The sequence below is a fragment of the Sphingomonas cremea genome (assembly GCF_021502585.1).
Lineage (GTDB): Bacteria > Pseudomonadota > Alphaproteobacteria > Sphingomonadales > Sphingomonadaceae > Sphingomicrobium > Sphingomicrobium cremea.
Genome location: NZ_JAKFGM010000002.1, coordinates 194119 through 205952, shown reverse-complemented (window position 1 = coordinate 205952; position 11834 = coordinate 194119). Strand labels below are relative to the sequence as shown.

Here is an 11834-nt window from a genome sequence, read left to right as displayed (position 1 = left end):
CCCCCGCCGAGCATCCCCGGATGTCGCCCTACTCGTCGTCAGCTACCAATATGCTGAGAAACGTTCCCAGCCCAATGACCAATAGAACAGCCATGGCCGCGACGGGCCAGTCGGCGTCGATGAATGGATCGACGATGGCGTCCAGCAGGTCGAAGATGACGAGAAACGCCACGACGATCAGTGACGCGAGCCACACCAAAGCCCGTCCGAGGCTCTCTCGCTTAAAGGCAATGAATGCACCGGCCACGCCGGCCACGGTCGTTCCTGCCACCGCCCAGGCCGTCCAATCCTTCGGATATTGATCCCTCAGGAACGCAATGACGGCCAGAAGCGCAATAGCAGTGGCGATGGCGGCCCAAATTGCTGATCGTGCGACGGATAAAGGTCGACCCATATTTCAATCCTAGCCTCGGTCACGTCGCTTTCCACTCGTTGCGAACAGAGGAGTTACTTTGCTTCTTCCTCTTCCAGCTCCCGCTCCGCCGCCTGCCGCGTCCACAGTTCGGCGTAAAGCCCTCCCTTGGCGAGCAGTTCCGCGTGTGTGCCGCGCTCGGCGACGCGGCCGGCATCGAGAACCACGATCTGGTCAGCGCCAACGACGGTCGACAGGCGATGGGCGATGACGATGGTAGTGCGGTTGCGGGCGACCCCGTCGAGCGTCGACTGGATCGCTTCTTCGGTACGGCTGTCGAGAGCCGACGTGGCCTCATCGAGGATCAGGATCGGCGGATCTTTCAACAAAGTACGGGCGATTGCGACACGCTGCTTCTCGCCACCGGACAGCTTCAGGCCTCGTTCGCCAACCATCGATTCATAGCCTTGTGGAAGTGCGGCGATAAAATGGTCGATCGAGGCGCCGCGTGCTGCCTCCTCGATCTCATCCTGATCCGAACCTTCGCGGCCGTAGCCGATGTTGTAGCCGATCGTGTCGTTGAACAGCACCGTGTCCTGCGGAACGATGCCGATCGCGCCGCGCAAGCTGTCCTGCCGAACCTTCGCTATGTCTTGCCCGTCGATGGTGATCCGCCCGGCGGTCGGGTCGTAGAAACGGTAGAGCAACCGGGCGAGTGTCGACTTACCCGCGCCCGACGGACCTACCACCGCCATGCTGGTTCCCGCCGGAACGTCGAGCGTCACGCCCTTCAAAATGATCCGCTCGGGTTCATAGCCGAAGGCGACGTCCTCGAACCGGACATGTCCGTCAGTGACGACGAGCGCCTGCGCCCCCGGCACGTCGACCACTTCGGCGGGCGTGTCGGTCAAATCGAACATCGCCTCCATGTCGATCAGGCCCTGGCGGATCGAGCGATAGACCCAGCCGAGCATGTCGAGCGGCCGGAACAGTTGCATCAGCAAGCTATTCACCAGCACCACATCGCCGGGCGTAAAGCGGCCCTGGCTCCAGCCCCAGACGGTAAAGCCCATCGCGCCGGCCATCATCAAATTGGTGATCAGGCTTTGGCCGATATTGAGCCACGCGAGGCTTACTTCGTTGCGCACAGCGGCGCGGGTGAATTGCGCGATCGCCTGGTCGTAACGCCGTGCCTCTCGTTCCTCGGCGCCGAAATATTTGACCGTCTCATAGTTCAGCAGGCTGTCGACCGCCCGCCCGATCGCCTTATTGTCGACGTCGTTCATCTCGCGCTGCAAGTGGGTGCGCCAGTCCGTAACTTTGCGGGTGAAGGCAATATAGATCGCCACGATCAGGAGTGTAGCGGCAACCAGCCCGGCACCGAACTTCAGGTAAAAGATGACACATATTGCGACCAGCTCGATGACCGTCGGCGCTATATTGAACAGCAGGAAATAAAGCATCATGTCGATGCTCTTCGTTCCGCGCTCGACGATCTTGGTCAGGCTTCCGGTCCGCCGTTCGAGGTGGAACCGAAGTGACAGCGAATGGACATGGCGAAACACTCGAGCCGACAAACGCCGTGCGGCATTTTGCCCGACCTTTTCGAACAGGGCGTTGCGAAGATTGTCGGCAAGTACGCCCCCGAAGCGGGCACCGGCGTAAGCTATTACCAGCATCAGCGCCGCCATCCAGGCTGCGCGCTCACCGCTCATTGCATCGACTACGGCCTTGTAGGCGAAGGGCATTGCGAGCGTAATCGCCTTGCCGGCCAGGACCAGAACGACGGCGATGACGACCCGCAGGCGAAGCTCCATGTCGTTCTTAGGCCAGAGCATCGGCAGGAAGCGCCACAAGACCGCGAAACCGCCCTTGGGCTTTTCAGTTTGGGGCGGGGCGTCTCTCATCGCGTCATGAGGTAGGGGCCGGCGCCCCCATCCGCAACGGATGCGACGAACCGATTGGAACAGGGCGGTTTCCTCGCCGTTATCGACTCACGTCCTAACGGAGACATGACATGGGTCCGGGTTTCTATGTGATCGCCATTCTTGGGTGCGCCGATGGTTCGGCTGCCTGCGCTCCGGTAGCGACGATCCCAACCCGCTACGAAAGCCGTGACGCATGCCTCGCTGCGACTGGTCCGGCGCTGGCGGCGAACAATGATTTCGACTTCCCGACCCTGCTTGCCCAATGCCGGCCTGCCAAGGCCCCTGCGGCCGAGCACTTGCCAGCTCGCGCGCCAAAGGGCTCGCTCCAAGGCTGATTCCGGCGAAATTGCCGACGGCCAAGTTGGGAATATTCACTAATTATTCGCGCTTCGCACCGGCAGATCGTGCGCATCCAGCCTCAGCATTATTGATAAATAACGATAAAAGTCAATTGGCACACTCCCTGCAATGAAGATTGCGAGCCCAATCGGGGGTTCAAAAAAGGGAGTAACAGCAATGACCTTCTCATTCGTCGACAGCCGCCAGCTCGCAGTCAGCCTGGCCGGCGCCTTCATCACTTCGCTTCTGTTCGTGAGCGCCGCAACCTCGCTGCCGATCGCCTGAAGTGCCATACCTTAAGAAAGACAAGGCCATGAACGGTCGTTTTATGATCAACCCCGCCCGCGCCAAGGTCATGGGCGTATGCGCCGGCCTCGCCGATTGGATGGGCGTCGATGTCCTCGTCGTTCGCCTCGGCGTCATCATCGCCACGCTGGTGACCGGCCCGGTCGCGGTTCTGATCTACATTCTCACGGGTTGGCTGGCCAACGACGACCGCTAAGCGGCCGGGCCAGCCACCCTTAACATCTGTTTTTCTTACCCCAGCTGTGGCAACATCGCCTGCGACTGGAGTTTCGCGATGGAACGACAAGGCGACGAAGTTCATCTCAACGAAACGGAAGCGACCGCTGGCGTGAAAGCTCAGGGCGTTCGCTATGTCCTTGGATTTTCGTTGCTGCTGGTCGTGATTGCAATGTCGCTTATCTGGATACTCGGCTCGGTTCTCCACTAGGCCCGCAGACCTGCCGCTGGACAGGCATGCGCGGCATCGTCCATTCCGAACATCATGACCGTCGCGGCCGCTCCTGCCCCCCCTCCTTTGCTCAATCCGCTCGAACGGTTCATCCGCTGGTTATTGATTGGCTGGTTCCGCCGAAGCGGCTGGACCATCTCCGGCTCCCTTCCGCCCGATCGCAAATTTGTCATCATGGGCGCGTCACACACTTCCAACTGGGACTTCCTGGTGTTCCTCGGCGCGGTGCACGCGATCGGCCGACAGATACGTTTCATCGGCAAGCACAGCCTGTTCAAATGGCCGATAGGGGGATTCATGCGCGCACTGGGCGGCGTTCCGGTCGACCGGAGGGCGCCCCAGGACCTTGTCAGCCAAATCGTTGCCCAGTTCAATGCGAACGATGACTTCATCCTTGTAATCGCGCCCGAAGGCACTCGCTCGGCGACCAAAAAGTGGAAGACCGGCTTCTATCAGATCGCGCTGAAGGCGGGCGTACCGATCGTCTGCGCGGGGCCCGATTATCCATCCAAGCACGGTGTGTTTGGCCCCGTCATCCGCCCAACCGGGGATTATGAGAAGGATTTGAAGCCTGCCTTCGCTTTCTTTCGAACGCTTGTCCCGCGCCATCCCGAACGGGCCGCTTTCCCCGACGGCTGCTAAGGGCTAGCGTAACAATCATCGTAGCGCAGGAGACGACCGATGCGTGCCTACAGCTCCCTATTCTTGCTCGCCGTGGCCGCTTTGGCTCAACCGCTTTCGGCCGCGCTTCCGGTCGGGGCGAAGGCGCCGGAGATCCGCACGATGGGCGCGCTTGGCGGGAAAACCTTCAAGCTCAACCTGAAGGAACAGCTTCGCCATGGCCCGGTCGTCCTCTATTTCTATCCCAAAGCCTTCACTCAGGGATGCGCGCTCGAAGCCAAGGCGTTCGCCGACGCAATGCCGGAGTTTCGCAAGGCAGGCGCCAGGGTGATAGGCATGAGCGCCGACGACCTGGACACTTTGAAGCGCTTCTCGACCGAGGCCTGCCGCAGCGCCTTTCCCGTCGCCAGTGCTTCCCCGGCCACGATCAAAGCATATGATGTGGTGCTGAAGCAGAAGCCCGAACTTTCCGATCGAACCAGCTATGTCATCGACCGCGGCGGCCGGATTGTAATGGTTCATTCTGAACTGGATTGGAAAGACCACGTCGCAAAGTCGCTGGCCGCGGTACGCGAGCTTCAGCGCTAAACACGTTTCGGAAATTCATCGGCCTGCGGAAAACTTATGTCTGAGCAGGACCAATTCGGTTAACCGATACGGCGATTCCGGACCTGCCGGCGTCGGTTATGCCGCCGAGTCGGGATTTGTGCTTGTGGCGCAATTCTGTCCTTTTTCAGCACAAGCCCTACTCAAAGTTAACCGTCTAAGTTACTGTGCAGGCACAGTTTTCGGTTAATTTCAGTCTCCTGTCGTTAACCTCTTCCGTTAACGAACAAAGAGAGTCACCCTAACGACTCTTTTTTGGGGATGACGGGAATGTCCTTGATAAGAAGCTGGTTCGGAGTTGCAGTCGCCGGCGCCTGTATGGCGGCCGCGGCGCCTGCGACGGCGTTTGGCGTCGAGGCCGCGGCCACCCCGTCAAAGTCCGACGCCTATCGTCCGCTGATTCTCGACCGAACGGCGGCGCCGGCAAAAGCAGTTGCGCATCCACTGATCCTTTCGCGCCCGGCTAGCCCGGATGTGTTCGGCACGGTCGCGCTAAATGCTGGGGTGACTTTTTACGATGCGCGTTTCCGGCGGGTAGCAGCGACCGATGCGAGGGACCCGCTGGTGCAGCAGCTGGCGGCGGGGGCCGCCAGCCTTGATTCTTTGGGCAAGCTCCGGCTGGTCCAGCAGGAAATCAACGAGCGCGTTCACTGGGCGCATGATCTCGATAATATGGGCGTCGCCGATTTTTGGGCCAACGCCGGCGAGACACTTCGCCGCGGGACCGGCGACAGCGAGGACATCGCCATCGCCAAGATGCAGGTGCTGAAGGCGGCCGGATTTGATCCCAAGGACCTCTATATCAGCATCGGACGCCATTCGACGCGCGGAGCTCACATCCTGCTCCTGGCGCGCACGGCCGCCGGCTGGTTCGCCCTTGACGATCGCGATGGGGTGCAGACGCCGGCGCAGAATAGCCGTTTCACGCCAATCATGACCCTTGGCCAGGGGATGAGCTGGATCCATGGCCGCCGGGTTGGAACGCGGGTCGCCAGCGCGAACACGAAGCCCAGGGCGAAATAAGGGCTGCGTCTCGCTATAGGCGCCGGCATGGCAGGCGATCCATTTGATCTCGAACGGTTTGGCGCCGCGCAGGCGGACGGAGTCTTTGAGCAGGCGCTGGCCGAGCTTCTGGACGGCCGCAAGCGAAGCCACTGGATGTGGTTCATCTTTCCCCAGCACCGCGACCTCGGCCGCAGCTCGACCGCAAAATTCTACGGGCTGAGCGGGATTGAGGAGGCGCGGGCCTATGCGGCCCATCCGCTACTGGGTGAGCGGCTGCGCCTTTGCGCCGAAGCGATCTTGCCGCATCTTTCGATGTCGAGCCCGGAAGAGATTCTCGGCCCCGTCGACGCGCTCAAGCTGCGCTCGTCGATGGCGATATTCGCGGAGGCGGTTCCTGACGAGCCGCTGTTCGCTGCAGTCCTCTCTTCGGCCGGCGGTTCGAAAGTTGATGCCGGCAGCGTAGCGAAGGGCTAAGGCAACGTCAGGGCATACCGCCCTTGCCGGGAGACGGACATGGCCAAGGGTCAGAAAAAGTCGAACAAGGAAATCCGCAAACCCAAGGCGGAGAAGAAGAAGTCCATCGCCGCCAACCCGTCGCGAGAGGGCGTCGTCCGGGGCCTTGAGAATTTCAAGAACTGACGGCGTCGCCGCATGAGCGACGAGGAATATGTTTATGACGAGGCGAGCGGAGAATGGATTCCCCGCTCTCGGCTTGCCTCGCCGCCCGCCGCGGACGAGGGTGTCGTCGTGCGCGATGCGGTCGGCAACATATTGGCCGACGGCGACCAGGTAACCCTGATCAAGGACCTGACCGTCAAGGGCGCTGGCCAGACGTTGAAGCGCGGGACGCTGATCAAGTCGATCCGCCTGACCGGCGATCCTCAGGAAATCGACTGCAAATATGAAGGCATCAAGGGCCTGGTGCTGCGCGCGGAGTTCGTCCGCAAGCGGTAGCTTCTCGACGCGCTACGGCTTGCGGCGCGCGACCAGCTTGATTTCGACCAGTCCGTTGTCAGGGACCAGCCGGTCGATGTCGATCGCGGTCCAGGCAGGGAAAGGTTCACGGATGTAACGGTCCTTGACCTTTCGGAAGCCGTTGAACTGCGCCGGCAGGTCGGTATGGAAGGTGGTCATGTCGACAACTCCGTCGAAGCTGGAGCCCGAGCGGTCGAGCACATCGCCGAGCATCTTGAACGCCCTGTCGTAAGCGGCTTCGGCGTCGGCCATGGTTTCGCCCTTGCGCAATCCGGCGACAACGCCCGACAGCCACACCCGGTCGCCGTCGATCACCGCTTCGGCAAAACCCCATTCGGTGAAGAATTTCCGGACCTCTGGCCGATCGGGCATGACGACATTTTCCGGCCGGCGAGCGAACGGCGGCTCGGCCGGCGCGGTGGCGGCGGGTGCTGGCTGCGCGGCGGCGCTTGCCGCGGCAGCAAAGATGGTCAGGCTAAGCATGGAAGGGGCGCTCCAAAATAATCGGTCGCCGCCTTGCGCATGTAATACACTTCTCGCGAGCCGCCTTCGACGGACGCAAGCGGTGGCTCGACCAAGGGCGGTCGGCGGCTATCCGGTCATTCGGGCGCGTTTAGGCTGCTTTGTTGGCGCTTGGGCAGGTCGGGGTGGAGCGTTTCCCAGCCGATCTTCTGTTCCAGCCAGATCTCGACGCCGGGCGGGAAAAAGTCGGCATCGTCGAGCGTGCCGGTGGTGATGTCCATATGATCGGGGCGCGAGGAACGGCGGTAGCCGACCAGGCTTCCGCACTTGCCGCAGAAGATCCAGTCGATACCGGGAGAGGAGGAGTAGGCCGTGGCCTCCTCGGCCAGCCATTCGAACTTGTCCTTTTCGAACACCGCCCAGGCGACATTGGTCCCGCCGCTTGCCCGCCTGCACGATCCGCAATGGCACAGCGTCGCCGCGACGGGGTCGCCCGTAACGCGATATCGGATTGCCCCGCACAGGCAGCCGCCCTCGGCCGATGCCCGCCTCATCGGCCGGCCACCAGCAGTGCCCCGTGCGCCAGGATCAGGGCCCATAGCGCGGCGACGATGATCTGTCGGCGCCGTTCCAGGGCGGCGACCAGTAGCAGGCCGATGAATATGCCATTGGCTACCCACCACCAGGCGCTCGCCACATGGGTTATCAGCGCGACCCGTATGAAATAGACGAGGTTGCACGCCGCGATCGCCAGCAACGCCACCGTCCGGTTGTCCATGAAATGATCGTCGAGATCCCGGACGTGGGAGCCCCACGACGGAAAGACCATCGAGGCAGCGAGGAAATAGGCTGCGCCGACCACCAGGACGAGCAGCAACGACGCGCTGGTCGCCGTGATCGAATGGCGGATTTCCCACGATCCCTGCCAGAACATGGCCAGGTTGATGAGGATCAGCGTCCCGAGGAGCGGGGTCAGCCATCCGATGTGGATATCGCGCTTGCTCTTGAGCGCCTGGGCGAGGCCGGCCAGCATCTCGGTTACGGAAAGGCCGATGAGAAGTGCGAACAGGGGAAAGACGAATTCGAATTCGGTCATTGCGCTGGTGCCCCAACCGTCGGACCGCGAAGAATACACTCGAGGTTGGAGCAAATTTCGACTGGATAGGACAGCTTTTTCGCCCGGGACGTGTCATGCCCCGCCGATGCCATGCGAGAATCGATGAGCGCCATCCGCATCCTGGTCGACGCCGACGCCTGCCCGGTGAAGGATGAAGTATATCGCGTCGCCTATCGCCGCGAGGTTCCGGTGCGGGTGGTCAGCAACAGCTATTTGCGCCTTCCCGCCCATCCCTTGATCGAGCGGGTGGTGGTCAGCGACAAGTTCGACGCCGCCGACGACTGGATCGTCGAGCAGGCCGACGCGAAAACGGTGGTGATCACCGGCGACATATTGCTCGCCGACCGCTGCCTGAAGGCCGGGGCGGCGGTCATAGGCCACAATGGAAAGCCGTTCACCGGTGCGTCGATCGGCACTGCAATCGCGACGCGGGCGATCATGGCGGACCTGCGGGCGGGGGGTGATGCGGTCGGCGGCCCGGCGCCGTTCGCAAAGGCGGACCGGTCGCGGTTCCTGCAGGCGCTGGATGAGGCGTTGGTGCGGCTAGGCGGTTAAGTGCCGTCGAACGCGTCGAGGATCGGGCAGGGCCCCTTTTTGCCGGAAGCACAGGTGGAGCGGAGCCGTTCGAGCGCGGCGCGGGATTGCTCCAGTTCGGCAATACGATCGTCGAGCGCGGCGAGTCGCTCGGTCGCCAGCGCTCGGACGCGGACGCGGTCGTCAGTTCGGTCTAGTGCGAGCAGCTCGCCAATCTGTTCGAGCGTGAAGCCGGCCGCCTGAGCGCGGCGGATGAACCGCAGTCGGCGCACATCTTCGTCACCGTATCGCCGGACCTCGCCCGGCGGGCGGGCGGGCTCGATAAGGAGTCCGCGCCGCTGGTAATAGCGGACCGTTTCGACGCCAACGCCCGCTGCTTTCGCGAGGCCCCCGATCGTGTCCGAACTTCTCGCTTCTTGCCGTACCATGGTACGGAAAACATAGCGGCGGATCCATTGTACTGCAAGCGGTTGGGCCCAACCCGCCACTCAACAGTGCGTCAGATTTCCGCTAAGTAAATGGCCGCCGAATCGCATTCTCCGAGGAGTCTCGCGATGGCGATTAACGCGGTCATCGATATTTCCCATCATAATGGCACCCGCCTCGATTTCGCCAAGGCAAAGGCTGAAGGGATCATAGGCGTCATCCACAAGGCGTCGCAGGGGCAGGCGAACGTCGACCCCATGTACCGGACGAACCGCAACCGGGCGCGCGCAGCCGGCCTGTTGTGGGGGGCCTATCATTTCGCGACCGGTTCCGACGGCGTGAAACAGGCGGTCCATTTCCTCAATACCGTGGGGGATATTACCGACACGCTCCTGGTGCTCGATTTCGAGCCGAACCCGTCGGGACCATCAATGTCACTTGAGGAAGCGCGGGCATTCAATACCCACGTTTTCGGACAGACCCAACAATGGCCGGGGCTTTATGCCGGTCATTATTTAAAGGAACTACTTGGGACCCATTCCGATCCAGTGCTTGCCAAGAGCTGGCTTTGGGTTGCCCAATATGGTCCGACGCCGGTGGTGCCGCCCAACTGGCCGACATGGACGATGTGGCAATATACGGATGGGGCCGCTGGGCCAGTGCCGCACCGGGTCAGCGGCATCGGTCGCTGCGATCGCGACAAGTTCAACGGAAGCGAAGCGCAACTGAGGCGCCTGTGGGGCGTGGCGGCCTGATCCTGTCCGAACTTTTCGCTTGATTCCGTACCATGGTACGGAAGCTAATAGGCCTTTAGTCCGCTTTTGGACAGAAGGAGAATTTCAATGATTTCCGTGACCCACCTCACCAAGCAGCAGCTCCAGGCCGCCAAGCGCGACACCCGCGGCGGTTGCCAGTGCAAGCCGTGCACCTGCAAGAATTGCGCTTGCTGATTTGACGAGGGCCGCGCCTGTCAGGAGGCGCGGCCCGCTTCTTCCCCCCAAATCACCGCCCCAGTCGCCGCACAAGCGCGCCAACCAGCAGTCCGGGCACGATCGCGACCAACGAAAACAGCGCGGCAAGGATCAGTTCGAACGGCCAGAGATTATGATCCGTTGGGTCCTGTGCCGTTTCGACCACGACGCGGATCGCCACCGCCGCCGGGAAGGCCGCCAGCATTATCCAGAAAATCCGCGACAGGCGCGCGATGCCCGACGCCGCCAGCATCGCGGTCACCGCGCCAAGGCCCACGAAGCCGGCCAGCACCAAAGGGTCCGAGAAAAAGTCGGCGTTGTAGGGCAGCCGCCAATAAGGGACGCCGGTCAGCAGCAGGCCCGCCACAAATCCCAGGGTGAGCCACAAGTTTTTTCGATCGATCATGGCCGCTGCGCCAGCCCCGGCGCAGACATCTGGGCCGCAATGGCATGTGCTGCCTCCATTGCAGCGCTCTTCGCCGTCGCACCCGGCGCGCCTTTCACCTCGACCAGCAGCGCGATGTAGGGCGTGGTGCCGATGTTCAGCGTGTCGTGGAGCGGGGAGAACTCGCCCCAATAAGTGTCGCCGGCCTTCTCGTCATAATCCTTCTGAGAGCCGTCCGCCTCGGTCACGCGGATCTTCGCGCCTGACAGGACATGGCCGACGCGTGGCGGATGCGTGTGCCAATGGTCCAACGCGCCGGGCGGCAGCGTATATTGCAGCACCCGCACCTGGTCGTTTTCGAGCAGGAGCTTGAAATTGTCCGGGGAGGAAATGAGGCCATCAACCGGACCGCTGGTCGCGGGCGGCGGCTCGGCCATGGCGGCGGCCGGAGCGAGGACAAGCAGCGCGGAAGCAGCGGCATTTGCAAGCGTCGATCTCATGGGACTCCCTCTAATCGCGAAACAGCGATGGCAGGGATTTATCGCAGGTCGGTAGCCGACGCTACTCAGCCGCCGGCAACTAGGTCTCCATCGCCCCAGCCGCCAGCCGCTTCCGTTCTTCCGCCTTGCGGGGGAGGAAATTGACCCGGGCGATGCCCTTCATCTCTTCCATTGTTGCTGTACGTTTGAAGGTTGGCTCCGGAGACCAAACCGTTTCAGGACGAGCTGATTTCAGGGGCTAGTCGCCCTGCTCACGGATTTCGGCCCATTGCTCTTCTTCCCACTCCGCAACCTCTTTTGCTTGCTTGAGATCGGGAAGTTCTGAGTTCGGCGAAATGCCGACAAGGGCTTCAATCGAAATGAGAGTGTCCTGGATTCCCTCAACGGCATCAAGAGCCGGGTGAAGGACGGTAAGAACGCTATACGTGAACGGGCGCTCTTCCTTTTCCTCAAGTCGAGGCAGCCAATAGCGAGCGTCCTCGTAAGCCGAGTAGAATTGCACGATCCCAAGTAATAGGTGGGCGGGCAATTTCCCGATTTGAGATGAGAGGCCCTCATAAATGGGCGCAGAAGGCATTGGAATCATCTCAAAGAGATGTTCGTCAAAGGGCCTGTCTCGACGGCCCATTCCGTGTTGGACAAATCTCTTGGCAACTACGTTAGCCATCTTGGCTGCCTGTACGCGAAGCATGATGATCTCGGCGTATAGGGCTGCAGCGATCGACTTCACCTCTTGCAAGCGCAAATGCTCGTCGCGCGCCCGGTTCAGGCGGAATCCCACTAATGCGGCAACCAGAACCGTCACGATGCCCAGAAGGTACCCAATGACAGGTTGCCAAGTTTGGACAGCTGTCATCTT

The 11834-nt window shown here is 61.6% G+C and carries 20 protein-coding genes; 11 read left to right on the top strand and 9 right to left on the bottom strand.

Going from position 1 to position 11834, the window contains the following annotated elements:
• Positions 1-28 precede the first annotated feature (28 nt).
• A complete protein-coding gene (locus tag LVY65_RS07415) occupies positions 29-394 on the bottom strand; it encodes a hypothetical protein (protein WP_235067387.1) in 366 nt (121 codons plus the stop codon).
• A gap of 53 nt (positions 395-447) precedes the next feature.
• Positions 448-2259, bottom strand: a complete 1812-nt coding sequence (locus LVY65_RS07410) for an ABCB family ABC transporter ATP-binding protein/permease (RefSeq protein WP_235067386.1) — start codon at positions 2257-2259, stop codon at positions 448-450.
• 110 nt (positions 2260-2369) lie between these two features.
• On the opposite strand from LVY65_RS07410, the gene LVY65_RS07405 reads away from it, so the two are divergent.
• The 9 genes from LVY65_RS07405 (at position 2370) to LVY65_RS07370 (ending at position 6559) form a co-directional block, all read left to right on the top strand.
• Positions 2370-2615, top strand: coding sequence for a hypothetical protein (locus LVY65_RS07405; RefSeq protein ID WP_235067385.1), 246 nt, complete (start codon positions 2370-2372; stop codon positions 2613-2615).
• A gap of 317 nt (positions 2616-2932) precedes the next feature.
• Positions 2933-3121 carry a PspC domain-containing protein gene (locus LVY65_RS07400; RefSeq protein ID WP_235067384.1) on the top strand — a complete coding sequence of 63 codons (189 nt, stop codon included), beginning with the start codon at positions 2933-2935 and terminating at the stop codon, positions 3119-3121.
• Positions 3122-3199: 78 nt separating this feature from the next.
• Positions 3200-3352 carry a hypothetical protein gene (locus tag LVY65_RS07395; protein WP_235067383.1) on the top strand — a complete coding sequence of 51 codons (153 nt, stop codon included), beginning with the start codon at positions 3200-3202 and terminating at the stop codon, positions 3350-3352.
• A 54-nt stretch (positions 3353-3406) separates the two neighbouring features.
• Positions 3407-4015: a lysophospholipid acyltransferase family protein gene (locus tag LVY65_RS07390; protein WP_235067382.1), complete on the top strand. Its 609-nt coding sequence runs from the start codon at positions 3407-3409 to the stop codon at positions 4013-4015.
• A 39-nt stretch (positions 4016-4054) separates the two neighbouring features.
• Entirely contained in the window at positions 4055-4582 is a 528-nt protein-coding gene (locus LVY65_RS07385) for a peroxiredoxin (protein WP_235067381.1), read from the top strand.
• Positions 4583-4870: 288 nt separating this feature from the next.
• Positions 4871-5623 (top strand): transglutaminase-like cysteine peptidase, encoded by a 753-nt coding sequence (locus LVY65_RS07380; protein WP_235067380.1) that lies wholly within the window; start codon positions 4871-4873, stop codon positions 5621-5623.
• Positions 5624-5650: 27 nt separating this feature from the next.
• Positions 5651-6079: a DUF1810 domain-containing protein gene (locus LVY65_RS07375; protein WP_235067379.1), complete on the top strand. Its 429-nt coding sequence runs from the start codon at positions 5651-5653 to the stop codon at positions 6077-6079.
• A 39-nt stretch (positions 6080-6118) separates the two neighbouring features.
• Positions 6119-6244 carry a hypothetical protein gene (locus LVY65_RS13215; RefSeq protein ID WP_268828678.1) on the top strand — a complete coding sequence of 42 codons (126 nt, stop codon included), beginning with the start codon at positions 6119-6121 and terminating at the stop codon, positions 6242-6244.
• Positions 6245-6256: 12 nt separating this feature from the next.
• Positions 6257-6559 carry an alkylphosphonate utilization protein gene (locus LVY65_RS07370; RefSeq protein ID WP_235067378.1) on the top strand — a complete coding sequence of 101 codons (303 nt, stop codon included), beginning with the start codon at positions 6257-6259 and terminating at the stop codon, positions 6557-6559.
• 12 nt (positions 6560-6571) lie between these two features.
• Here the strand turns inward: LVY65_RS07370 and LVY65_RS07365 are convergent, their stop codons facing one another.
• The 3 genes from LVY65_RS07365 to LVY65_RS07355 all read right to left on the bottom strand — a co-directional run bounded on the left by LVY65_RS07365 (position 6572) and on the right by LVY65_RS07355 (position 8138).
• On the bottom strand, positions 6572-7063 hold the full coding sequence (locus LVY65_RS07365; RefSeq protein WP_235067377.1) for a RidA family protein: 492 nt from the start codon (positions 7061-7063) through the stop codon (positions 6572-6574).
• 116 nt (positions 7064-7179) lie between these two features.
• Positions 7180-7596, bottom strand: coding sequence for a GFA family protein (locus LVY65_RS07360; protein WP_235067376.1), 417 nt, complete (start codon positions 7594-7596; stop codon positions 7180-7182).
• The gene (locus tag LVY65_RS07355) at positions 7593-8138 is read right to left on the bottom strand and encodes a hypothetical protein (RefSeq protein WP_235067375.1); all 546 of its coding nucleotides are present in this window, start codon (positions 8136-8138) and stop codon (positions 7593-7595) included. Before LVY65_RS07355 ends, LVY65_RS07360 begins: the two co-directional genes overlap by 4 nt.
• A 123-nt stretch (positions 8139-8261) precedes the next feature.
• Between LVY65_RS07355 and LVY65_RS07350 the strand changes: the two genes are divergently transcribed.
• On the top strand, positions 8262-8714 hold the full coding sequence (locus tag LVY65_RS07350) for a YaiI/YqxD family protein (RefSeq protein WP_235067374.1): 453 nt from the start codon (positions 8262-8264) through the stop codon (positions 8712-8714).
• On the opposite strand, the gene LVY65_RS07345 is transcribed toward LVY65_RS07350, so the two are convergent.
• Entirely contained in the window at positions 8711-9121 is a 411-nt protein-coding gene (locus LVY65_RS07345) for a MerR family transcriptional regulator (protein ID WP_235067373.1), read from the bottom strand. The two genes, LVY65_RS07350 and LVY65_RS07345, sit on opposite strands and share 4 nt — an antisense overlap.
• Before the next feature lie 126 nt (positions 9122-9247).
• Here LVY65_RS07345 and LVY65_RS07340 point away from each other — a divergent pair, with 126 nt between their 5' ends.
• A complete protein-coding gene (locus LVY65_RS07340) occupies positions 9248-9874 on the top strand; it encodes a glycoside hydrolase family 25 protein (protein ID WP_235067372.1) in 627 nt (208 codons plus the stop codon).
• A gap of 247 nt (positions 9875-10121) precedes the next feature.
• Here LVY65_RS07340 and LVY65_RS07335 read toward each other — a convergent pair whose 3' ends face one another.
• The 3 genes from LVY65_RS07335 to LVY65_RS07325 form a co-directional block, all read right to left on the bottom strand.
• Complete coding sequence (locus LVY65_RS07335; protein WP_235067371.1) at positions 10122-10496, bottom strand: hypothetical protein; 375 nt, start codon at positions 10494-10496, stop codon at positions 10122-10124.
• Entirely contained in the window at positions 10493-10975 is a 483-nt protein-coding gene (locus LVY65_RS07330; RefSeq protein ID WP_235067370.1) for a cupin domain-containing protein, read from the bottom strand. Before LVY65_RS07330 ends, LVY65_RS07335 begins: the two co-directional genes overlap by 4 nt.
• A 238-nt stretch (positions 10976-11213) precedes the next feature.
• A complete protein-coding gene (locus LVY65_RS07325; RefSeq protein WP_235067369.1) occupies positions 11214-11831 on the bottom strand; it encodes a hypothetical protein in 618 nt (205 codons plus the stop codon).
• Positions 11832-11834: the final 3 nt, after the last annotated feature.